The sequence below is a fragment of the Micromonospora costi genome, from assembly GCF_003626655.1.
GTDB lineage: Bacteria > Actinomycetota > Actinomycetes > Mycobacteriales > Micromonosporaceae > Micromonospora > Micromonospora costi.
Window position 1 is genome coordinate 2,221,519 of record NZ_RBAN01000001.1, and the last position, 21,551, is coordinate 2,243,069.

24 protein-coding genes are annotated in these 21,551 nt (G+C 74.0%); 11 read left to right on the top strand and 13 right to left on the bottom strand.

Going from position 1 to position 21,551, the window contains the following annotated elements:
- Nucleotides 1–23 precede the first annotated feature (23 nt).
- The 4 genes from D7193_RS10115 to D7193_RS10130 all read right to left on the bottom strand — a co-directional run bounded on the left by D7193_RS10115 (nt 24) and on the right by D7193_RS10130 (nt 3,450).
- A complete protein-coding gene (locus tag D7193_RS10115) occupies nt 24–1,547 on the bottom strand; it encodes an FtsX-like permease family protein (protein ID WP_120779008.1) in 1,524 nt (507 codons plus the stop codon).
- Nucleotides 1,544–2,242: an ABC transporter ATP-binding protein gene (locus tag D7193_RS10120; RefSeq protein WP_120779009.1), complete on the bottom strand. Its 699-nt coding sequence runs from the start codon at nt 2,240–2,242 to the stop codon at nt 1,544–1,546. Before D7193_RS10120 ends, D7193_RS10115 begins: the two co-directional genes overlap by 4 nt.
- Complete coding sequence (locus D7193_RS10125) at nt 2,239–2,775, bottom strand: PadR family transcriptional regulator (protein WP_120779010.1); 537 nt, start codon at nt 2,773–2,775, stop codon at nt 2,239–2,241. Before D7193_RS10125 ends, D7193_RS10120 begins: the two co-directional genes overlap by 4 nt.
- Before the next feature lie 102 nt (nt 2,776–2,877).
- Nucleotides 2,878–3,450, bottom strand: coding sequence for a TIGR03086 family metal-binding protein (locus D7193_RS10130; RefSeq protein WP_120779011.1), 573 nt, complete (start codon nt 3,448–3,450; stop codon nt 2,878–2,880).
- 31 nt (nt 3,451–3,481) lie between these two features.
- On the opposite strand from D7193_RS10130, the gene D7193_RS10135 reads away from it, so the two are divergent.
- Nucleotides 3,482–4,297: a helix-turn-helix domain-containing protein gene (locus D7193_RS10135; RefSeq protein ID WP_120779012.1), complete on the top strand. Its 816-nt coding sequence runs from the start codon at nt 3,482–3,484 to the stop codon at nt 4,295–4,297.
- A gap of 25 nt (nt 4,298–4,322) precedes the next feature.
- Here D7193_RS10135 and D7193_RS10140 read toward each other — a convergent pair whose 3' ends face one another.
- From D7193_RS10140 to D7193_RS10165, 6 genes are read right to left on the bottom strand one after another with little or no spacing between them, the layout of a single operon-like run.
- Nucleotides 4,323–5,858: a SpoIIE family protein phosphatase gene (locus D7193_RS10140; protein WP_120779013.1), complete on the bottom strand. Its 1,536-nt coding sequence runs from the start codon at nt 5,856–5,858 to the stop codon at nt 4,323–4,325.
- 1 nt (nt 5,859) lies between these two features.
- Nucleotides 5,860–7,221, bottom strand: a complete 1,362-nt coding sequence (locus D7193_RS10145; RefSeq protein WP_120779014.1) for a sensor histidine kinase — start codon at nt 7,219–7,221, stop codon at nt 5,860–5,862.
- Complete coding sequence (locus tag D7193_RS10150; RefSeq protein ID WP_120779383.1) at nt 7,218–8,231, bottom strand: SpoIIE family protein phosphatase; 1,014 nt, start codon at nt 8,229–8,231, stop codon at nt 7,218–7,220. The genes D7193_RS10145 and D7193_RS10150 overlap by 4 nt, the downstream gene beginning before the upstream one ends.
- The gene (locus tag D7193_RS10155) at nt 8,228–8,647 is read right to left on the bottom strand and encodes an ATP-binding protein (protein ID WP_120779015.1); all 420 of its coding nucleotides are present in this window, start codon (nt 8,645–8,647) and stop codon (nt 8,228–8,230) included. The genes D7193_RS10150 and D7193_RS10155 overlap by 4 nt, the downstream gene beginning before the upstream one ends.
- Nucleotides 8,644–9,063: an STAS domain-containing protein gene (locus tag D7193_RS10160; protein ID WP_120779016.1), complete on the bottom strand. Its 420-nt coding sequence runs from the start codon at nt 9,061–9,063 to the stop codon at nt 8,644–8,646. Before D7193_RS10160 ends, D7193_RS10155 begins: the two co-directional genes overlap by 4 nt.
- The gene (locus D7193_RS10165) at nt 9,063–9,923 is read right to left on the bottom strand and encodes an STAS domain-containing protein (RefSeq protein WP_120779017.1); all 861 of its coding nucleotides are present in this window, start codon (nt 9,921–9,923) and stop codon (nt 9,063–9,065) included. Before D7193_RS10165 ends, D7193_RS10160 begins: the two co-directional genes overlap by 1 nt.
- Nucleotides 9,924–10,088: 165 nt before the next feature.
- On the opposite strand from D7193_RS10165, the gene D7193_RS10170 reads away from it, so the two are divergent.
- Nucleotides 10,089–10,445: an STAS domain-containing protein gene (locus tag D7193_RS10170; RefSeq protein WP_120779018.1), complete on the top strand. Its 357-nt coding sequence runs from the start codon at nt 10,089–10,091 to the stop codon at nt 10,443–10,445.
- 10 nt (nt 10,446–10,455) lie between these two features.
- Here the strand turns inward: D7193_RS10170 and D7193_RS10175 are convergent, their stop codons facing one another.
- Nucleotides 10,456–11,772 (bottom strand): MFS transporter, encoded by a 1,317-nt coding sequence (locus D7193_RS10175; RefSeq protein WP_120779019.1) that lies wholly within the window; start codon nt 11,770–11,772, stop codon nt 10,456–10,458.
- A gap of 50 nt (nt 11,773–11,822) precedes the next feature.
- Between D7193_RS10175 and D7193_RS10180 the strand changes: the two genes are divergently transcribed.
- From D7193_RS10180 to D7193_RS10195, 4 genes are all read left to right on the top strand, one after another.
- Nucleotides 11,823–12,506, top strand: coding sequence for a FadR/GntR family transcriptional regulator (locus D7193_RS10180; protein WP_120779020.1), 684 nt, complete (start codon nt 11,823–11,825; stop codon nt 12,504–12,506).
- Between the two features lie 39 nt (nt 12,507–12,545).
- Nucleotides 12,546–13,007, top strand: coding sequence for a large conductance mechanosensitive channel protein MscL (mscL, locus tag D7193_RS10185; protein ID WP_120779384.1), 462 nt, complete (start codon nt 12,546–12,548; stop codon nt 13,005–13,007).
- Between the two features lie 81 nt (nt 13,008–13,088).
- Nucleotides 13,089–13,343 carry a hypothetical protein gene (locus D7193_RS10190; RefSeq protein WP_120779021.1) on the top strand — a complete coding sequence of 85 codons (255 nt, stop codon included), beginning with the start codon at nt 13,089–13,091 and terminating at the stop codon, nt 13,341–13,343.
- A 29-nt stretch (nt 13,344–13,372) separates the two neighbouring features.
- A complete protein-coding gene (locus tag D7193_RS10195) occupies nt 13,373–13,744 on the top strand; it encodes a hypothetical protein (protein WP_120779022.1) in 372 nt (123 codons plus the stop codon).
- Nucleotides 13,745–14,299: 555 nt separating this feature from the next.
- Here the strand turns inward: D7193_RS10195 and D7193_RS10200 are convergent.
- Entirely contained in the window at nt 14,300–15,595 is a 1,296-nt protein-coding gene (locus D7193_RS10200; protein WP_206611858.1) for a benzoate/H(+) symporter BenE family transporter, read from the bottom strand.
- A 63-nt stretch (nt 15,596–15,658) separates the two neighbouring features.
- Between D7193_RS10200 and D7193_RS10205 the strand changes: the two genes are divergently transcribed.
- Nucleotides 15,659–16,216, top strand: a complete 558-nt coding sequence (locus D7193_RS10205; protein WP_241562870.1) for a helix-turn-helix domain-containing protein — start codon at nt 15,659–15,661, stop codon at nt 16,214–16,216.
- A gap of 36 nt (nt 16,217–16,252) precedes the next feature.
- Here D7193_RS10205 and D7193_RS10210 read toward each other — a convergent pair whose 3' ends face one another.
- On the bottom strand, nt 16,253–17,341 hold the full coding sequence (locus tag D7193_RS10210; RefSeq protein ID WP_120779024.1) for an AAA family ATPase: 1,089 nt from the start codon (nt 17,339–17,341) through the stop codon (nt 16,253–16,255).
- A 62-nt stretch (nt 17,342–17,403) separates the two neighbouring features.
- Between D7193_RS10210 and D7193_RS10215 the strand changes: the two genes are divergently transcribed.
- The 4 genes from D7193_RS10215 to D7193_RS10230 all read left to right on the top strand — a co-directional run bounded on the left by D7193_RS10215 (nt 17,404) and on the right by D7193_RS10230 (nt 21,514).
- The gene (locus D7193_RS10215; RefSeq protein ID WP_120779025.1) at nt 17,404–18,126 is read left to right on the top strand and encodes a PP2C family protein-serine/threonine phosphatase; all 723 of its coding nucleotides are present in this window, start codon (nt 17,404–17,406) and stop codon (nt 18,124–18,126) included.
- A gap of 2 nt (nt 18,127–18,128) precedes the next feature.
- Nucleotides 18,129–19,340: a GNAT family N-acetyltransferase gene (locus D7193_RS10220; protein ID WP_120779385.1), complete on the top strand. Its 1,212-nt coding sequence runs from the start codon at nt 18,129–18,131 to the stop codon at nt 19,338–19,340.
- A 49-nt stretch (nt 19,341–19,389) separates the two neighbouring features.
- On the top strand, nt 19,390–20,256 hold the full coding sequence (locus tag D7193_RS10225; RefSeq protein ID WP_241562871.1) for a ZIP family metal transporter: 867 nt from the start codon (nt 19,390–19,392) through the stop codon (nt 20,254–20,256).
- Between the two features lie 61 nt (nt 20,257–20,317).
- A complete protein-coding gene (locus D7193_RS10230; RefSeq protein ID WP_120779026.1) occupies nt 20,318–21,514 on the top strand; it encodes a hypothetical protein in 1,197 nt (398 codons plus the stop codon).
- The last annotated feature ends 37 nt before the right edge of the window (nt 21,515–21,551 follow it).

Sequence of the window (21,551 nt, forward strand, 5' to 3'; positions counted from 1 at the left end):
CGTCGGCTGCGGCGTTACACGATTCAGGTTGTCCTAAGTTCCTCGACCGCGGTGCTCGCCTGCAGGAAGAGCAGGCCGACCGCGACCGTGAGGAGCACCGCGGCGAGGGCGCCGGCTCCGAGCAGCGCCAGGTGTTCCAGCGGTACGTCCGCCGTCCGGCTTACCTCCGGGCCGGACACCATGCGGGTGTACTGCTGCCGGGTCACGGGGTCGGCGCAGAGGTCGGCGCTCGCGTCGCAGATCTCGGTGGACGTGACGCCCCGGCTGACGTCGCCGAAGAGCGCCCGGCCCAGGAAGGTGCCCACCGCCAGGGCCGCGAGGATCGCCGGGACGGCGGGCAGCGTCGACTGCCAGGCGATCGACCGCGCGATCGTGGCCCGGGGCACGCCGGTCGCCACCAGCGCCGCGTACGCCCGCCGCCGCGCCACGATGCCCTCGACCACGGCGACGAGCAGGCCCGCGGCGGCGATCGCCACGGCCACCGCGATCGCGAGATCCACCAGGTCCATGGTGGCCAGGTAGAACGGGTTGTCGCCCGCGTCGACGCCGCTGAGCCGGTTCTGCTCGCGGGCCAGCTGGTCCTGGAGGACGAAGTACGCGCGCAGCACGGCCGCCCCCGCGCCGAAGGTCACCGCGGCCAGCAGGGCGGCGAAGGTGCGGCTGCCGGCCCACGGGTCGGCCATCAGCCGGCCGGCCGCGAGCAGCGGGGCGGGCCGCCGGGCGTACCGGTGCAGCAGCCGCCCGGTGGTGTGCGAGATCCAGCCGGCGCCGAGCACGACCCCGACCATGGCGGCCAGTCCGCCGCCGACGTAGAGCACGCCCAGCAGCCACACGGTCGCCTCGCTGGAGCCGTCGTACGAGCGCAGCACCCGACCGCCGGCGACGAACGCGACCAGGCCGGAGGCGATCACCACGCCCGCCCAGGGGCCGGGGCCACGGTCACGGGCGGCCCGGCGGGTCACGCCCAGCGGGCTGGTGGTCACCCGGCGCAGCATGAGCGCGGTGGCCAGCGCGGCGACCAGCGGCAGCCCGAGCACCACGGCCGCCAGCGCGCCGGGCGACGGCAGCACGTCGGTGGGGAGGGCGAGCCGCCCCCGGTCGTCCGGGCGGCCGATGAGGACCCGGGCGCCCAGGTAGAGCCCCAGGCCGCCGAGCGTGCCGAGGAGGCTCGCGACGCCGGTCTCCAGCATCGCGAGCCGCGTCACCTGGCCGGGCGTGGCGCCGGCGAGCCGGAGCGCCGCCAACCGGCGGTCCCGGGCCGGGGCGCCCAGCCGGGCGCACTGCGCGGCCAGGGCCAGCACCGGGATCACGAGCAGCAGCAGCGCGAACGCCGTGCCGCCGCGCAGCCCGGGCTCCCGGAGCAGCGCGTTGCCGTACTGCTCGGCCTGGGCGTACGGGTCGCCGACCGGCTCCGGGATGGCCAGCACGGTGAGCGCCGCCAGCGCGGCCAGTGCGGCGAGCGCCGCGCTGAGCCCGGTGAGCAGCACCCGGGCGGTGTCGGTGCGGGTGCCGGCCAGGGCGAGCCGGAGCAGCGCGGCGGCCCTCACCGGTGGCCGCCGGCCAGCGGCGTGTCCAGGCCCAGCCCCGTGTGGTCGACCATGCCGTCGCGGAGGACCACCTCCCGGTCGGCGTACGCGGCGATCCGCGGTTCGTGGGTGACCAGCACGACCGACGTGTTCTGCTGCCGGGCGAGCCGGACCAGGGTGGTGAGGACCTGCTCGCCGGCGAGCGTGTCGAGTGCGCCGGTGGGCTCGTCCGCGAAGAGCACCCGCGGCTCGGTGACCAGCGCTCGGGCGGTGGCGCACCGCTGCTGCTGCCCGCCGGACATCTCACCCGGCCGGACGTCGGCCACCTCCGCCACGCCGAGCCGTTCCAGCCAGGTCAGCGCCGCCGTCCGCGCCTCTCGCCGCCCCGTGCCGGCGAGAAGCAGCGGAAGGGCGACGTTCTCCGCCGCGGTCAGCTCGGCGACGAGCTGGCCGAACTGGAACAGCACCCCGAACTCGGTGCGCCGCAGCCGCGAGCGTGCCGCCTCGGACCAGGTGTCGATCCGGTGGCCCTGCCAGGTCACCTCGCCAGCGTCCGGGCGCAGGATCCCGGCGAGGCAGTGCAGCAGGGTGGACTTGCCGCAGCCGCTCGGCCCGGTCACCGCCACGATCTCGCCCTCGCCGATCTCGACGGTGACGCCGCGCAACGCGGGCGTCGGCCCGTACGACCTGACCACGCCGCGAGCCTGAAGGGTCATGCATGCACCTCCCGGTGCCAGTCGGCGACCCGGGCCAGGGTGGTGTGCAGCCACCGCAGGTCGGCGTCGAGGTGAGCGATGGCGAAGTCGGCCGCCACGACGTCGTCGACGGTGGCCGACGGCTCGTTCTTCACGGCGGTCAGCTCGCGGAGCCGCGCGGTGTGCGCCTGGCGCTGGGCGACCAGGTAGGACCGGGCCCGGTCGACGTCGGCGACCAGCAGCGCGACGACCACCTTGGCGAAGAGGGTGCTCGCCACGTACGGCATCGGAGGCTCGACGGTGGTGAGCCACCGGTCCAGCGCGGCGTGCCCCTCCTCGGTGAGCGCGTACGCGGTGCGCTCCGGCCCGCCGTCGCGCCCGTGCCCGGCGGGTGCCACCAGGCCGTCGCGTTCGAGCCGCCCGAGCGTGGCGTAGACCTGCCCGAACGCGAGCGGACGGGCGCGCGGCAACCGCGCGTCGTGGGCACGCTTGAGCTCGTAGCCGTGTTTGCTGCCGGCGGCGAGCAGCCCGAGCAGGACGTGCGGTGTGGACACCCCGTCACTATTCATTCGATGAATAGTGGACGTCAAGCAACCGGGCCCGCCGAACCGCCCCGCGGATGCGTCACCAGGCCGGGGCGGTCGGCGGGTTCCGGGTCAGCGGGCGGTGGACCAGGCGGGGTCGCGGCCGGTGACACCGAGCAGGCGGTGCAGCTCCGGCACGGTCCCGTCGGTCGGGACGGGTTCGCCGAAGACGCCCATCTTCCGTGCCGTCGGGCCGAGCTGTTCGGCCAGCTCGTGCAGCGCGGCCGTGGCCTCGGGCGCCGGCGCGTACGGCTGACCGGTGGCGACGGCCAGGTCCCAGCCGTGCACCACCAGGTCCAGCAGCGCCATGCCGCCCACGGTGCTCTGCGGCATCCCCATCCCGGGCGAGACGCCCTCCAGGCTGGCCGGGTCCGCCCAGGCCGTGACCAGCCGCCCGGTCTCCGCCTCGAAGCGGTCCCGCCAGCCGTCGGCGAGGAAGTCGGGCTTGTCCGCCCACTCCACCGGCCGCTTCGAGGCCAGGTCCTGAAAGTTGACCACCACCTGGAAGAGGTGATTCAGCAGGTCCCGTACGGAATAGTCCTGGCAGGGCGTCGGCAGGTCGAGCTGGTCGTCGGCGATGCCTCGCACCACCGCGGCCGTCGGCGCTGCCGCCGCCGCCAGCAGATCGCTAGTCTGTGTGGCCATAGGGCCAGCGTATGAGGGTGGTCTTGAAGAAATGCGACAGCAGCCGCGCGGTGACAGCCGGGGAATCCTGCACCCCGGCCGGCTGCTCCGGCAGGTCCGGTTCCGCCGGCACCTGCCCGCCCCGGCGCTGCGGCCCTGGGTCGAGCACTACTGGTTCGTCGACTGGGACCTCACCGAGCCGCTGGAGCAGCAGGTCGTACCGCACCCGGCGGTGAACGTCGTCTTTCAGCGCGACGGCGACGGCCCCGAGCGCGCCGAGGTGGCGGGCGTGGGCCTGAAGCTGTTCTCGATCACCCTGTCCGACACGGGCCGGGTCAGCGGGGTGCAGTTCCGCCCGGGCGGCTTCCACCCGTTCTGGGGCGGGTCGGTCGCCGAGCTGACCGGCCGGCGGTGGCCGTTCCCCGACCTCGCCGACCGCTGGCCGCGAGCCCGCGACCACACGGGCGGCGCCTGCGACGGTACGGACACCGAGCGCCGCCGCGTCCTGGACGGCCTGCTCACCGGCTGGGCACCCGAGCCGGACCCGGTGACCGACGAGGTGATCCGGCTGGTCGGGGAGATCCGCTCGGACCGCACGGTGCTGCGGGTGGACGCGTTCGCCCGCCGGCACGGGCTCACCACCCGCCGGCTGCAACGCCTGTTCCTCGACCGGGTGGGCGTCGGTCCGAAGTGGGTGATCCGTCGCTACCGGCTCCAGGAGGCCATCGAGCAGGCCGCGGGCGGCCCCCCGCCGGACTGGGCGCGGCTCGCCGCCGACCTGGGCTACAGCGACCAGGCGCACCTAATCCGCGAGTTCACCGCGGTGACCGGCACGTCTCCCGCCGCCTACGCGCGTTCGCTCGGCTGAGCCCGATCCTCGACGCCGAGCGTGCTCAGCGGCGCCGGAGCGCGACCACCGCGACGTCGTCCTGGATCTCGGGCGGGGCCAGCTCGACGAGCAGGCGCTCGCAGAACCGGTCCAGGTCGTCGTCGACCTGCGCGGCCGCGGCGGCCAGCGCGGCCAGCCCGTCGTCGATCGTGGCGTCCCGCCGCTCGATCAGCCCGTCGGTGTAGAACACCAGCGTGGCGCCCGCCGGCAGCACGAACTCCAGGTCCTCGGGACGCTCGGCCCGGACGCCGAGCAGCGGCGCCGAATGCTGGACGAACTCGACCTTGCCGTCCAGCGTGAGCACCGGGGGCAGGTGGCCGGCGCTGGCCAGCCGCACCCGCCCGGTGGCCGGTTCCAGCAGCAGCACGCAGAGCGTGGCCAGCTCGGCCGGCAGCAGCGTACGCATCAGCTCGTTGACCCGGTGCAGGATCGCGCCCGGCTGGTGCCCCTCCACGGCGTACGCCCGCACGGCGTGCCGCAGCTCGGCCATCACCGTGGCCGCGTGCAGCGAGTGCCCCGCCACGTCGCCGATGGCGAGCAGCAGGTGCCCGTCGAGCATCACCAGCTCGTAGAAGTCGCCGCCCACCTCCGTGCGGGCGCTGGCCGGCTCGTAGCGCACCGCGAGGTCCAGGCCGTTGATGTCGGGGATCCGCCGCGGCAGCAGGCTGCGCTGGAGGGTGACGGCGATCCGGTGCTCCTCGTCGAAGGAGCGTTGCGCCTCCACCGCGGCCGCCACCGTCTGGGCGAGCTGCACCAGCACCGGCGTACGGTGGGTCTGCGTGCTCGTGGGCACGACCACGTAGAGCGGAGGGCGGTCGTCGCGCAACCGGGCGGCGGCCACCGTCACCGTGTCGTCCGCCGGCCAGGGCAGCAACGCCCACTCGGCGGGGTCGGTGACCCGGACGGTCGCACCGATCGGTACGCCCCGGTCGTCGACCGTCCACGGCACGATCGTGGCGTCCCCGTACGGCTCCGTCACGATCCCCGCGAGGCAGTCACCGTCGGAGGTCTCGGCCACGACCGCGGCCGGGCTCTTGAAGATCCGCGCGGCGCCGGCCGCGGCCTCCTGGATCAGCCGGGCGAACGTCTTCGCCGTGTGCACGGCGACCGTGGTGTCGGCGAGGCCCAGCAGCCGCTCGGCGAGGAACTCGGCCCGCTGCCGGGCTTGGTAGTAGCGGAGCACGGCGTGCGCGGTGGCCACCAGTTCGTCCGGCTCGATCGGCTCGGCGAGGTAGGCGTCCGCGCCGCGGGTGAGCCCCTGCGCCCGGTCCTTCACGTCCACCGCGTGCGCCGACACATGGATCACCGGCATCGCCGGGTGCGCTTCCTTGATCCGCTCGCAGACCTCGAACCCGCTCACGTCGGGCAGCCGGACGTCGAGCACCACGAGGTCGATCGGTTCGGTGTCGACGCGTGCCAGCGCCTCCGCGCCGCTCTGCGCCTCCAGCACCCGGAACCCGGCGCGCGTCAGCCAGCTGACCAGCAGATACCGCTTGGTCCGGCTGTCGTCGACCACGAGCACCGTCGACTGGGCCGCCACGTCAGGCTCCGCCCGCCGGCAGGGTCACGGTGAAGGTGCTGCCCCGGCCCGGTTCGCTGTGCAGGTGCAGGCTGCCGCCGAGCAGGCTGGTCAGGCGTCGGGCGTACGGAAGGCCCAGACCCGTCCCACCGACCCGGGTGGCGCCCGGCACCTGGTAGAACTCCTCGAAGATCCGCTCGTGGAGCTCCGGCGCGATGCCGGGGCCGGTGTCGGTGACGGTGAGCAGCCAGGTGTCGTCCTGTCGCCGTGCGCGGAGCCGGACCTCGCCGCGCTCGGTGAACTTCAGCCCGTTGTGCAGCAGGTTGCGCAGCACCTGACCGAGCAGCACCTCGTCGGTGCGCAGCGTGGCGGGGCTCGGCGGCTCCTCCACCACGAGCTGCACCTCGGGACGGGTGGCGACCGCGCGCAGCGTGCCCCGGAGCTGACCGAAGACGGGCCGCAGGTCCACGTCGGCCCACTCCGGCTCGATCCGGCCCGACTCGGCCTTGGCCAGGTCGAGCAGCTCGTTGACCAGGGTCAGCAGGTCGGACGCCGACGAACGGATCAACCCCACCTGCTCGGCCTGCTCCTCGGTGAGCGGGTCGGACGCGGAGTCGGCCAGGAGCCGGCCCAGGCCGATGATCGCGGTCACCGGCGCCCGCAGCTCGTGGCTCACGTTCGCCAGGAAGCGGCTCTTGGACTCGCTGGCCGCCCGCAGCTGGGCCGACTTCTCGTCCAGTTCGGCGTAGAGGGCCACCACGCCGCGATTGGTCTCCTCCAGCTCCTCGGAGAGCTGGCCGTAGAGCGCCATCACGCCCCGGTTCGTCTCCTGGAGTTCCTCGTTCAGCACGGCCAGTTCGTCCCGCTGGCTGCGTACCTCGTCGAGCGCCGCGATCAGCTGCTGGTTCTGCGCCGCCAACTCGTCGAGGGCGCTCCCCGGAGCGCTGCGGCCGAGTTCCGTACGAAGCTCGGCGAGCCGCTCCTGGGTCAGCGCCTGCGCGGCGACCGGGACGCGTCGGGACATCCTCACGACCGTATCCCGACCGACCCCGATCACGCCCAGTCTGTCGACCAGCCGCGCCACGGCGCCCGACTGGGGCTCGTACCGGTCGCTGGGCAGCGGGCGGGTCGGGGCGAGGTCCACCCGGAGGTGACACCGGCCGTCCGAGCCGTCGTCGACGTGGAAGCTCACGTCCGCGCCGCCGACGCCGTGCAGCAGGTCGCGGGCCACCTCGCTCAGCGCGGTGGCGATCCGGACCTGGTCCTGGTGTTCCAGTCCCACCGCGGCGGCGACCTCCCGGCCGCGCTGCCGGACGAGGAAGATGTCGTGCTCGATCCGCAGCGCCATCTGGAGCAGCGGCGGGCGGGCGAGCGGGTCGGTCATGCCCGTGTCCTCGCGACCACCACGCAGGCGTCGTCGCGCCGTGTGCCGGCGTCGCGCAGCACCGTCGCCGCCACCACCACGGGGGACCGCTCGGCCAGCCCCGGGTAGTCGTCGAGCTCCCACCGGTCCACCACACCGTCACTGTGCATCACCAGCAGGGCGTCCGCGTCGACGGGATAGTCGTACTCGCGTACCACCGGACGCTGGTGCCCGGCGATGCCGGGCAGCGAGACGAGCCCCCGGGGCCGGCCGCCCGGGCTCACCAGCCGCCCGACGATGTTGCCGAGGCCGGCGTAGCGCAGCACGCCGGACGCCGGGTCCGGCTCGGCCACGGCGAGCGCGGCGCCGCGGGTGTGCGACATGGCCCGGTGCAGGTGTTGGACCACCACCGCCGGCGAGCTGGCCGGCGCCGAGTGGAAGGCCGTGATCGCCGCGTCGCTGGCGGCCGACGCGAGCGGGCCGTGCCCCAGCCCGTCGCAGACGAGCACCTGGCGGCGGCCGTCGGCCACCCGGACGGCGTACCCGTCGCCGCTGACCGTCTCGCCGCTGAGCGGCCGGGTCAGGCCACCCGCCCACGGCGTGTCTTCGGCCGGGGAGGGCCAGACCTGGACGGCGAGGACCGTGCCGCGCCCGGGCAGCGAATAGCCGTCGTACCAGCTGGACTGGCGGGCGATCGCACCGAGGCCGATGCCCAGGGTGCCGACGGTGGAGTGCCCGTCCCGGGAGGAGACGGTCAGGTCCGCCATGCCGGGCCCCGAGTCGATGGCGATCAGCTCCACGCCCGCCTCGCGCTCGCGGCGCACCGGGCGGAGCAGCAGCACACCGTCGTCGGCGTGCTTGACCAGGTTGCTGGCCAGCTCGGCGGTCACGATGGCCAGATCGGCGGTGCGGGCCTCACCCAGTTGCAGATGGTGGCCGAGCCGCTCGGCGGCACGCCGGACGGCACTGCCCGTGCTGCCCGCCTCGACCCGGAACCAGGCTCCCCGTTCCGCGACGGCGTCCTCGTTCACCGGGCCCACTTGGTGACCGTCACCCGGGTGCCCTTGCCGGCGCCGGTGTCGATCTCGAACTCGTCGACGAGCCGGCGCGCGCCGCTCAGCCCGAGGCCGAGACCGCCCCCGGTGGTGTAGCCGTCGGTGAGGGCCAGATCCAGGTCGACGATGCCGGGCCCCGAGTCGGCGAACAGGATCCGCACCCCCCGGCGGCGGCCGTTGTCCACCGTCGTCACCTCGACGGTGCCGCCACCGCCGTAGACCAGCGTGTTGCGGGCCAGCTCGCTGGCCGCGGTCACCAGCTTGGTCTGGTCGACCAGCGACAGCTTCGCGGCCACCGCCACCGTACGCACCAGCTGCCGGACGCGTACGACGTCCTCGTCGCTCTGGATCGCCTGCGCCTGCGGGTGGCCCAGGTCGACTCCCGCGGTCATGGCGACGCCGTCGTCTCGGCGTCCGCGGCGTCGTCGAGCTGGTCGTCCTCCTCGAACTCGTCGCTTCGGGCCGCCGCAATCAGCTCCATGCCCCGCTCGACGTTGAGCGCCGTACGGATGCCGTTGAGCGACAGGCCCAGCTCGACGAGGGTGATGGCGACCGCCGGCCGCATCCCCACCACGACCGTCTCGGCGTCGAGGACCTTGGAGATCGACGCGATGGTGGAGAGCATCCGCCCGACGAACGAGTCGACGATGTCCAGCGCCGTGATGTCGATGATCACGCCGTGGCTGCCGGTCGCCACGATCCGCTCGGCGAGATCCTCCTGGAGCTGGAGGGCCGTCTGGTCGGACATGTCGACCTGGATCGAGACCAGCAGGATGTCGCCGATCTTGAGGATCGGCACGCGCTCCATCAGGCGTCCCGGCGTGACTGGCGACGGGCGGTCTCGACCCCGGAGAGCCGCAGCACGTGCCGGAGCGCGTCGGCGAGGCTCGCCTTGGTGGCGATGTCGCCGAACTCGATCCCGAGGGCCACGATCGTCTGGGCGATCTGCGGTCGGATGCCGGAGATGATGCAGTCCGCGCCCATGAGCCGGGCGGCCACCACCGTCTTCAGGATGTGCTGGGCGACCTGGGTGTCGACGGCCGGGACGCCGGTGATGTCGATGATCGCGTACGGCGAGCCGGTGTCGACCAGCGTCTGGAGCAGCCGCTCCATGACCACCTGGGCCCGGGCCGAGTCGAGCGTGCCGACCAGCGGCACGGCGACCACGCCCTCCCAGAGCTTCACCACCGGCGTGGAGAGTTCGAGCAGCTGCTCCGCCTGGTCGGCGATCAGGCTCTCCCGGGTGCGGACGAAGCTCTCGAAGGTGAACAGGCCCATCTGGTCGATGAGGCCGGCGAACGCCACGTAGTCGCGCAGCGCGCCCTCGCCACCCCGGGCCTCGATCAACTCCAGGAGCGCATCCTTGAGGGCGAAGACCGCGATCGCGGTCTCGGTGGCCGAGAAGCCCTGCCGGGCCCAGCCCCGGGACAGTTCGGCGAGCACCGCGCGCAGCTCGGTGGCGTGCTCGGTGTCCAGGTCGATGGTCCCCTGCTCGCCGGTGGCGACCAGGGCGCGGTGCAGTTCCTCGAGCTGCCGGCGCAGCTCGGCCTGGCTGAGCCGGCCGCGGAGCGACGCTGCGACGATCTCCGTCCAGCGCTTCGTGACCTGCTCGGCGTTGTCCCTGAGCAGGGCCGCGAGCCGGCCGCTCGCCTCGGCACCCAATGCCATTACCAAACCCCCCTCGACCCGGACCGGCCGGACTCTATCACCGGGGCCTGCCGAACTACTTGCTCTGAGGCAACGGAATGACGAGAGCCACCAGATGACCGCTCCCGTTCTGCCTCAGACCCCGATCGTGGGATACCGTTCCACCGATAACAGGAGGTCTGGCGAATGTCCTTGACGGTGCACACGGAACAACGCGGCGACATGGTCGTCGTGTCGGTCGCGGGCGAGCTGGACATGGCGACCGCACCGCAACTGCAGGACCAGATCACCGACCTGCTCGACAAGGGGCGCAGCCGTCTGGTGTTCGACCTGGCGGAGGTCTCCTTCTGCGACTCGACCGGGCTGTCGGTGTTCGTACGGGCCAAGAACAGCTGCGACGAGGCCGGCGGCGTGGTCCGGCTGGCCGCCCCGCAGCGCGGGGTGCTGCGCATCCTCGAGGTCAGTGGCCTGGTCGAGGTGCTCCAGACGTACCCGACGGTCGAGCAGGCCGTCGCGGGCGATCCCACCCCGGCCTCCTCCTGACCGGTTCCGCTCAGCGCTCGTCCTCGATGTGCCGGGGACGGGCGATCACCATGCCCGCGGCCGTCTGCGCCGCGAGCGCGACGACAAGGAAGCCGATCGGCACGGTCCAGCCGCCGGTGGCCTGGTAGAGGATGCCGACCAGCAGAGGGCCGACGGCCGCGATCAGGTAGCCGGCGCCCTGGGTGAACGCGGAGAGGGCCACCGTGCCCTCCGTGGTCCGCGCCCGCATGCCGATGACGGCCAGGGCCAGCGGGAAGGCGCTCTGCCCGATCGCCAGCAGCACCACCCACAGCAGCGCCCCGCGGTGCGGCGCCACCACGATCCCGAGGTAGGCGATCGCCATCGCGGCGGAGAGCGTCAGCATCAGCGGGCGCAGCGAGCGGAGCCGGCCGGCGTACGTCGGCATGAGCAGCGCGATCGGCACGCCCAGCGCGGTCACACCGGCGAGCAGCAGACCGGCCTGCTCCGGCGCGAACCCGGCGTCCCGGAAGAGCTGGGCGAGCCAGCCCATGATCGCGTACGCGCTGAGCGACTGGGTCCCGAAGTAGATCGCCATGGCCCAGCCGAGCCGGGTCCGCGCCGGGCGGATCCGTGCCGGGGCGGACCCGGCCGCCGTCGCGGTGCCGGCCCGCCGGGCCGCGCCGCCCCGCAGCGCCAGCGGCAGCCACGGGAGTACGGCCACCGCGGCCAGCCCGGCCCACACAGCGAGCCCGGCCCGCCAGGAGCCGAGCAGGTGGGCGATCGGCACGGTCGTGGCGGCGGCGGCCGCCGCGCCGGTGGTGAGCGTCATCGAGTACGCCCCCGTGACCAGCCCGATCCGGTGCGGGAAGTACTGCTTGACCAGCAGCGGCAGCAGGACGTTCGCCACCGCGACCCCGGCCAGCGCCACGGCGCTGCCGGCGAAGAAGACCACCGTGGAGCCGGTGCCGACCCGGAGCAGCTGCCCGGCGGCGAGCAGGACCATCGCCACCACCAGCAGGCGGGCGGGCGGGTTCCGGCGGACCAGCCGGGGGGTGAGCGCGCCGAACACGCCGAAGGCGACGGCGGGCAGGGTGGTGATGACGCCGGCCATCGCCCCGGAGAGGCCCATGCCGTCGCGGACCTCGTCCAGCAGGGCGCCGAGGCTCGTGATGGCGGCGCGCAGGTTGAGCGCCACGAGCAGCATGCCGACCAGCACCAGGGCGGCGCCGGCCACCGGGCTCGACGGGCTGGTCGCAGACGCGCCCGGGCCGGCTGGAGCTGAGCCCGGGCGGGCCGGAGCTGACCCTGGGTCGGCCGCTGGAGGAACGAGCGTGGGGTCAGCGGTGCCCGTGGGTGGCGGAGTCATACCGTCGAACCTACAATCATGGGATGAATTTGGGGCCGGTGATGTAACCAGTGCCACGATCGGCAGATTCCCCACCCGTGCCCCCGCGCGGCCAGCGGATACGCGAGACGATCGCCCAGCTCAGGGAGCGGATCCTGGCCGGCGAGTGGCCCGTCGGCAGCCGCATCCCCACCGAGCCGCAGTTGGTCGCCGCGCTCGGGGTCGGGCGCAACACCGTCCGGGAGGCGGTCCGGGCGCTCCAGCACGCCGGGGTGCTCGAGTGCCGTCAGGGCTCCGGGACGTACGTGGTGTCGACCGACGAGCTGGCCCCCGTCGTGGCCCGCCGGCTCACCGACGACCGGATGACCGAGGTGATCGAGGTACGCCGCGCCTTCGAGGTGGAGGCGGCCCGACTCGCCGCGCTCCGGCGTACGCCCGAGGACCTGGCCGCCCTCGACGACGCGCTCGCGGCCCGCGAGGCGGCGTGGCGCGGCGGCCGTGCCGAGGAGTTCGTCGAGGCCGACCTCGTCCTGCACCGGGCGGTGGTCGCCGCCGCGCACAATCCCATGCTCGCCGAGCTGTACGCCTCGGTCGGCACCGCCCTGCGCAGCAGCCTCGCCCAGGCCATGGGTGGGGCCCTGACGCCGGAGCGGCACGTCGACCACTCGCGGATGGTGGACGCGATCCGGGCCGGCGATCCGGAGCGGGCGGCCCGTGAGGCCGGGGCTTTCCTGGAGCCGCCGGCCGGGGCATAGGTTGTCCCGGACGGAAAACCGGACAGCACGGGAGTGCGGATGCTCAAGGGCTTCAAAGACTTCATCATGCGCGGAAACGTCGTCGACCTGGCGGTCGGCGTCGTCATCGGTGCCGCGTTCACCGGCGTGGTCACCGCCTTCACCAACTCGTTCCTGAAGCCGATCATCAAGTTCGTGGGCGGCGGCGAGGATCAGTTCGCCGGGGCCTGGGAGATCAGCAAGGGCAACCTCGTGACCTGGGCCGATTTCCTCAATGCCCTGATCACGTTCCTGCTGACCGCCGCGGTGCTCTACTTCCTCGTGGTGTTCCCCATGAACAAGCTGGCCGAGCGGCGGCGCCGGGGCGAGGAGCCGCCGCCGGCGGCGCCCAGCGAGGAGATCAAGCTGCTCACCGAGATCCGAGACGCGCTGGTCGCAGCCGGTCACCGGACGCCCGGCCAGCAGCGCGGAGCGCTCGACGACGTGCTCGGACGGCGGAACGAACCCCCCATGCCGCGCTGAACCCGGCAACGGCACACCGGCCCCTGTGGGATTCCCGCAGGGGCCGCACATTCTCGTACGTGTGTTCGATAGAGTCCGCGCATGGAGCAGCGAAAGCACTGGTGGAACGGGAAATGGGGGCGGCTGGCGCGGCGGGACGTGTTCCTGCGCGTCGACGCCGACCGGTGGCACGTCGAGCAGCGGGCCGGCGGCGCCGAGGGGATCTCCCGTTTCTACGAGTACGGCAGTGCGGACGAGGCCGAGGAGACGGTCCGGGCGTTGCTCGAAGGCACCGACACCTGGCGGGAGCTATCGCCCCGGCCGCCCGGCGGGCGGTGGGACCGGGACGGCGTTTAGCGGCGAGCCACCCCGGGAACCGGCGCTGAATGGAGCAGAAGGGCAACCAGCAGGCGACCATCTCCCGGATCACCACCGGCATGCCGGTGATCGATGCCGACGGTACCGAGGTCGGCACGGTGGATCTCGTCCAGCGGGGTGACCCGAACGCGGTGACCGTGCAGACGCCGACGACCGACCCGGGCAGCAGCCTCGACGAGCTGATCGAGTCGACCGCGGTCGAGGAACCGGACGTGCCGGCCGACGTCGCGGCCCGGCTCCTGCACGGCGGGTACCTGAAGGTCACCACCGAGTTGAGCGACACCGGCGCGGTCTACGTACCGGCCGACTGGATCGCCACGGTCACCGACGGCCAGGTACGCCTGGACGTACCGGTCAGCGACCTACCCGAGGAGGAGTAACCCCGCCCTCCCCGTGACCCCGCCCCGTCCGACGGAAGCCCGGTCGATGGGAGCCCCGGCCGACGGAAGCCCCGGCCGACGGAAGCCCGGTCGATGGGAGCCGTGACACGGGGATTCCCGGCCGGGCGGGCCACGGCAGCGGTGCCGGGCCGGGTCCCCGGCATCTGCGCCAGCCGTGACCGCAACCCGTCATCGCGGAGACTGTCGAGCTGCCCCATTTCTGGGGCAGTTCGCCATCGCATCCTCACGCCGTACCCCCCCACCCCGCCGATCATGCAGTTATGGTTGGCGATTAGTTGCTGTATAGCCCTTTTATCCACCACCACAACTGCATGATCGGCGGGGTCGGGAGGCAAGGGCGGGGCTGGGCTGGCGTGCGGCACCATGCCCACGCCTCACGAACGCCGAGCGGGCTCTGGGTTGCGTGCCCCAGATCTGGGGCAGCTCGACAGTGCGCAGAGACCGGACCCGGTCGCCCGGTCGCCCGGTCGGACCACGTAGGTCACTGGGCCTGAGGTAGCCGCACCGGTCACGACTTGGTTTCGGCGAGGCGGGTCAGCGTCGGCTCAGCAGCGACGAGTCCGGGTCCGACGTGGACCCGGACGGCCCCGCGGACCCAGCAGGCCCCGTAGACCCTGCCGGACCCGCGGACTCGGTGGCCTCGGTGGGCCCGGGCTCGGTGGGGCCACGGGAGGCGGTGGTTCGGCGGCGGAAGAGCAGGAGCATCAGGCAGCCCGCGACCAGTCCCCAGAAGGCGCCGCCCACGCCCACGAGGGTCACCCCGGAGGCGGTGACCACGAACGTCACCACGGCTGCCTCGCGTCCCTCCGGCTCGGTCACCGCCGAGGCGAGCGCGGTGGCCAGCGCCCCGAGCAACGCCAGCCCGGCGACCGCCTCGATCAGCACGGGTGGCGCGGTCGTCACCAGCGCGGTGGCCACCCCGGCGCCCAGCCCGAGCAGTGCGAGCCCGCCACCGGCGGTCACCGAGGCGATCCACCGGCGGTCCGGGTCGGGGTGCGCGTCCGGGCCGGCCGCCAGGGCGGCGGTGATCGCCGCGAGGTTCACCCCGTGCCCGCCGGCCGGTGCGGCCAGCAGAGCGGCCAGCCCGGTGGCGCGCAGCGCGGCGCCGAACGGCGGCCGGTAGCCGTAGTTCACGAGCACCGCCATTCCGGGCACGTTCTGCGCGGCCATGGTGACCAGGAACAGCGGCAGCGCCACCCCCACGAGGGCGGACACGTTCCAGGCCGGCGCGGTCAGCTCGACCGACGGTCGCAGCCCGACCGCGCCCAGACCCGTGCCGCGGGCGGTCACGGCGATCGCCACCACCGCGACCACCAGGGCGCCGGGCACCGCCCAGCGTCGGGCGTACCGGTGCAGCAGCAGCCAGGCGACGACCACCGGGCCGGCCAGCCGGGGCACCTCGACGAGGGCGCGTACCGGCGCCGTGCACAGTGGCAGCAGCACACCGGCGAGCATCGCGCCGGCGACCGGCTTCGGGATGGCCGCCACCGCCCGGCCGAGCGGCGGGATGAGGCCGGCCGCCACGATCAGCAAACCGGAGACGAGGAACGCGCCGACGGCGACCGGCCAGCCGCCGGGCACCGGGCCGGTCGCCACAAGGAGCGCCGCACCCGGCGTGGACCAGGCGACGCTCATCGGCAGCCGGTGGCGCAGCCCCAGCCAGGCGGCGGCGAGCCCGGACGCCACGCAGAGCGCCAGCAACCCTGAGGCGGCCTGCCCGGCGTCCGCCCCGGCGGCGCGCAGCCCCGCGAGGACGACCGTGAACGAGCTCGCGAAACCGACCAGCGCGGTCACCACGCCAGCCAGCACCGGCTGGACACGTCCCGCCAACGCACACCTCCCAGGCCGGGCCCGTTCCGTTTACGGAACGATGGTCTGTAGCACCATAGCGGGGTGCCCCAGCCGCCACCAGACCGCCGCCCCCTCGACGCCGACCCCGCCATGATCGGCGCCCGGGTACGCGGCCTGCGCGAGGAGCGGGGAATCTCGCTCTCAGCCCTGGCCCGGCTCGCCGGCATAGGCAAGGCGACCCTCTCCGGCCTGGAGAACGGCACCCGCAACCCGACGATCGAGACGCTCTACGCGGTCACCGCCCAGCTCGGCGTGCCGCTGGCCACGGTGCTCGCCGAGCCGGCCGCCACGCCGACCGTGCACGGCGCCGCGGTGCACGCCACCCTGCTCGAGGTGTTCGCGGACGCCGACGCCACCTACGAGCTGTACCGGATGCGGGTCGCCCCCGGCCCGGGGCAGCTCTCCCCGGCGCACCAGCCCGGTGTCACCGAGCACATCACGGTGTTCTCCGGTGTGCTGCGCGCCGGGCCCGTGGACGCTCCGGCGACCGCCGCGGCGGGCGGGTACCTGCGCTGGACGTCGGACGTGCCGCACAGCTACACGGCGGTCGGCGACGAGGAGGTCGCCGCCAGCCTGCTGCTGCGCTACCCGCGCGCCTGACGAGAGCGGCGGAGCGCCGACCGCCGCCGGGGACGGTCAGCCGTCGACGGGCGCGGGCGTCGCGAGCCGATGCCGTACGGCCCAGAGCGCGACCTCCGTCCGGGACGACGAGCCGGTCTTGCGCAGCAGATTCGACACGTGCACGGTGACCGTCCGCACCGAGATGCCGAGCGCCTTCGCGGCCTGTTTGTTCGACATGCCGGCGACCAGGCAGCCGAGCACCTCGATCTCGCGGCCCGTCAGTTCCGCCTCCACCGGACCGGACTCCGCCGTTCGTGACGACGACCCCCGTGACGACGACCCAGGCAGTGGCGACACCGCAGTCCGTGACGACACCGCCGGCCGGGGTGCCGGCGCCGGCCGGAGCAGCGACTCGGGACCCTGGCCGGAGTGCGCGGCGAGCAGCTCGGTCAACGCGTACGGGTTGCCGCCGGTACGCCGCCAGACGGCGGTCACCAGCCGGGCGGGCGGGGGCGGCCCGCCGTACACCTGGGTCAGCACCTCGGCGACGTCGGCCGGGCGCAGCGGCCCGAGGTGCTGGCGGACGGCGCCGCGTACGCCGCAGAGCCGGGACAGCGCGCGGACCGCGAGGTCCGGTGCGAGCGCCTCCGCGGCGGGCCGGGTCGCCACCACCAGCAGGGCGGGCAGTTCGGCAGCGGTGGCCAGCTCGCCGATCAGGTTCAGGCTGGCCGGGTCGAGCGCGTGCAGGTCCTCCACCAGCAGGACGGCCGGCCCGGCGCCGACCAGCAGGCGGACGGTCCGCACGGCGAGACGCAGCAGGGCGCCCGGCGCGTACCGCTCGCGGGGCGCGGTGGGGTGCTGCGCCAGCCAGGCGAGCGCGTCCGGCGGAAGGTCGAGCCGGGCGGTGTCCCGCCCGCTGAGCACCGCGGCGAGCCAGTCGTAGGGGGCGGGGCTGTGCACCCGCGCCGTGCCGGAGAGCACCACGGCCGGGCGCGGGGCGAAGGCGTCCAGGGCGGCGGCGACCAGCAGACTCTTGCCGACGCCCGCGCCGCCGGTGATCACCGCGACGGTCGGTGCGGACCGCTTTCCGGCCACCACGGTGGACCACGCCCGGTCGAGCTCAGCCAGCTCACGGGCGCGCCCGACCATGGACACCGGCATCATTCCCCAACCCTACGCAGTAGTGCGTAGAGACGCGGGTGGGGTGTTCTTGGCAAGCTAGTCGCATGACGTTGATCCTCCGCTCGGCCATCCTCAACGACATCGGTCTGGTCCGGACCAACAACGAGGACTCCGCCCTCGCCGGTGACCGGCTGGTCGCCGTCGCCGACGGCATGGGCGGCCTGCCCGCGGGAGAGGTGGCGAGTGAGATCGTCATCCGGATCCTCGACGAGCTGACGCCGCCGACCGACCCGGACCCCGCCGCGGACGCGCTGCGCGCCGTCGTGAGCACCGCCAACCAGCGCATCCACGCCGCCATCACCGTCGACCCAGCGCGCGAGGGCATGGGTACGACGCTGACCGCCGCGCTGCTGGCCGGCGACACGCTGGTCCTCGCGCAGGTCGGCGACTCCCGCTGCTACCTGCTGCGGGACACGAAGCTGACCCAGCTCACCCGGGACGACACGTTCGTGCAGGCGCTGGTCGACCAGGGGGCGCTCACGCCCGAGCAGGCCCGCCACCATCCCCAACGATCCCTGGTGACCCGCGCCGTGCAGGGCGCGGACAGCACGCCGACGATCGGCACGCTCACCGTCCAGGCCGGTGACCGGCTGCTCCTGTGCAGCGACGGCCTCTCCGACTACGTGGAGGACGAGGCGATCGCGGTGACCCTCGGCGCGTACGGCGACCGGCAGCTGTGCGGCGAGCAGCTCGTCAAGCTCGCCCACCAGGCCGGCGCGCCGGACAACGTGACCGTGGTCGTCTCCGACGTCACCCTGGTGGCGTGACCGTGGGCGTCCGCCGGATCAGCTCCGAGGAGCGTCTCACCACCAGTTTCGCGCTCGGGGCGTACGCCTTCGAGGCGTCGCCGCGCAGCGCGCGCCGGGCCGAGGAGTTCCGCGGCTACCTGCCCTACAACGAGGGCAACCGGACGCTCATCGCCGAGGAGGACGGCACCACGCTGGCCGCCGCCACGGCAATTCCCATGCGGCAGAACCTGCGCGGCGCCGTGTTGCCGATGGCCGGTGTCGCCGGGGTGGCCAGCCACCCGCTGGCCCGCCGGCAGGGGCACGTACGCACGCTGCTGCACCAGCTCCTCGACGAGATGCGCGACGAGGGGCACCTGCTGACCGCGCTGTACCCGTTCCGGCCCAGCTTCTACGCCCGGTTCGGCTACGTCGGGCTGCCCAAGCCGCGTACGGTCACCTTCTCCCCGGCCGACCTCGGGCCGCTGCTCGGCGCCGACCTTCCCGGCGAGGTGGGCTGGGAGCGGATCGGCGCGGGGTACAAGGCGTGGCGCGAGTTCACCGAGCGCTGCCTGCGCGACCGGCACGGTTTCGCGCTCTTCCCCGACTACCGGGCCGCGCAGCTGCGCGACCTCGACGAGCGCTGGCTGCTGACGGCTCGCGTCGACGGGGTGGTGACCGGTGCGGTCACGTACCGGATCGACGACCACGGCGGCGAGCTGATCGCCGACGACCTGCTCGCCGACGACCCGTACGCCCGGTCGTTGCTGTTGCAGTTCTTCGCCCGGCACGTCGACCAGGTGGAGCGGGTCAGCGTCGGGGTGGCCGCCGACGAGCTGCCCGAACTCTGGCTCACCGACCTGGACGTGCACGTCGAGGCGCGGGTGGCCCGGCCCGGCTCGTCGGCTCCGATGGCGCGGCTGCTCGCGCTGGACGCGCTGACCGGGCTGCCGGCCGGCCCGGGCCGCGTACGGGTGGAGCTGACCGGTGACCGGTGGCTGGCCGGGGCGCACCTGCTGGACGGCACGACCGGTTCGCTGGAGCTGCGCGCCGCGACGGCCGGCGGCGCCACCCCGGCCGGTAGCGCCGCGCCGGCCGCCACGCTCACGGCCGCCGGACTGTCCGCCCTGGCGTACGGGGTGCTCGACCCGGTCGAGGTGCACCTGCGCGGGCTCGGTGACGTCCCGGCGGAAGCGGCCGCCGAGCTGCGCCGGATCTTCCCGCGCCGGGTCCCGTACCTGTTCGCCGACTTCTGACCGGCGATCTCCGGTTTGCCGCCGTCCACCCGGCGGGTACGGTCCCGGAGTGCCGGAGTGGTTGCAGGCGGGGGGCTGGGGGCTGCTGGCCGGGTCGGCCCTGCTGCTCGGGGCGGCGGGCGGCTGGTACGCCCGCGTGCCCCGGTGGATGATCGCGTCGATCATGGCGTTCGGCGCCGGCGTACTGCTCTCCGCCGTCTCGTTCGAACTGATCGCCGACGCGCACGAGCGGGGCGGGATCCTGCCGACCGCCCTCGGCGCGGCGGGCGGCGCCGTCGCGTACACCCTCGCCAACCTGGCCCTGGCCCGGCGCGGCGCGCGGCACCGAAAGCGCTCCGGCGACCGGCAGCCGTCCGAGAAGGAGCTTCCCGGTTCGGGCTCGGCCATCGCGATCGGCGCGGTGCTCGACGGCGTACCGGAATCGGTGGTGATCGGCGCGAGCCTGCTGGCCGGCAACGGGGTCAGCGTGGTCACGGTGGCCGCGGTGTTCCTCAGCAACGTGCCGGAGGGCCTGTCCAGCGCGGCGGGCATGCGGCGGGCGGGCCGCAGCGGGCGGTTCGTCTTCCTGCTGTGGACCGGGATCGCGCTGCTCAGCGGGCTGTCCGCGCTGGTCGGTCGGGCAGCGCTCGGCGACGCGCCGCCGGCCGTGCTGGCCGCGATCACCGCGCTCGCCGCCGGGGCGATCCTCGCGATGATCACCGACACGATGGTCCCCGAGGCGTTCGAGAACGCCCATCTGCTGGTCGGGCTCATCACGGTGGTCGGGTTCCTCGGCGTACGCCCTCTCGCTCCACTGAGCGGCGATCGGCACCGCGCGGTATGCGGCCGCTTTCGGCACTGCGCGCTGCGCGATCCTGCCCGGCCCCGCGCGGTGCGCAACCCGCGGCCGGCATCGATCCGGTCGCGGTCGGCTTAGCTTCGGGTTAAGCCAGCCCGGCGCGGCGCTGTTATGCCCCGTCCGCTCCTAGCATCGGTGCGTGCGCGCCAAGCCCGTCCTCGTCCTGCTCGCCCTCGGCGTCGCAGTGGCCGGCCTGCCGGCCTGCGGCTCGGGTGACCGCGGCGCCGCGCCGCCGCCCTCGGGCACGCCCTCGGCCACCGCCGGTTTCCCGACCGGCGAGCAGGCGGCGGCCCCGGTGGCCCGGACCGGGCTCGGCGGCCCGGGCGCGAGCCCGTCGCCGTCGCGGCGGCCGGCCACCACGTTCCGGGCCGGCAACCCGGCCGGTCGCGCGTCGGTGCCGGCGGAGGCGCGGGCGGTGGACACCTCCCGACCGACCCGGACCGTCGGCACCGGCACCCCGGCGAGCTGCACGTCGGCGGCCGTGGTGAAGGCCGTCGCGGCCGGCGGCGTCATCACGTTCGACTGCGGGCCGGACCCGGTGACGATCCGGATGACGGCCACCGCGAAGGTGCGCAACGCCAACGGGCCGAAGGTGGTGCTCGACGGCGGCGGCAAGGTCACCCTGAGCGGGCAGGGCAAGCGCCGGATCCTCTACATGAACACCTGCGACGAGGCACAGGGCTGGACCACCTCGCACTGCCAGAACCAGGACCACCCGCAGCTCACCGTCCAGAACATCACCTTCGCCGACGGCAACTCGACGGGCGAGCAGGCCGAGGGTGGCGGCGGTGGGGCGATCTTCGTACGGGGTGGCCGGGTCAAGGTGGTCAACAGCCGGTTCGTCAGCAACCGCTGCGACCGGACGGGGCCGGACCTGGGCGGCGCGGCGCTGCGGGTGCTGAGCCAGTACGACAACAAGCCGGTGTACGTCGTGAACAGCACCTTCGAGAAGGGTTCGTGCGCCAACGGCGGGGCGCTGAGCGGCATCGGCGTCTCGTGGACCGTGCTGAACAGCCTGTTCACCGGCAACGAGGCGATCGGCAACGGCGCCAATCCGGCGAAGGCTGGCACGCCCGGCGGCGGCAGCGGCGGCGCGATCTACTGCGACGGCAACCGGTTCACGGTGCGGATCGCCGGGACGGTGATCGAGAACAACCGGGCCAACGAGGGCGGCGGCGCGATCTTCTTCGTGAGCAACGACCGCACCGGCACCATGACCATCGAGAACTCCACGCTGCGACGCAACCGCAGCGGCCAGTTCGAGACGCGCGGCTACCCGGGGATCTTCTTCCTCGGCGCCCGCAACCCGTCCACCCCCGGCTCCCGCCTGAGCTGACCGGAGGCCGCCTCCGCCCGCGCGCCCTCGCTGGGGT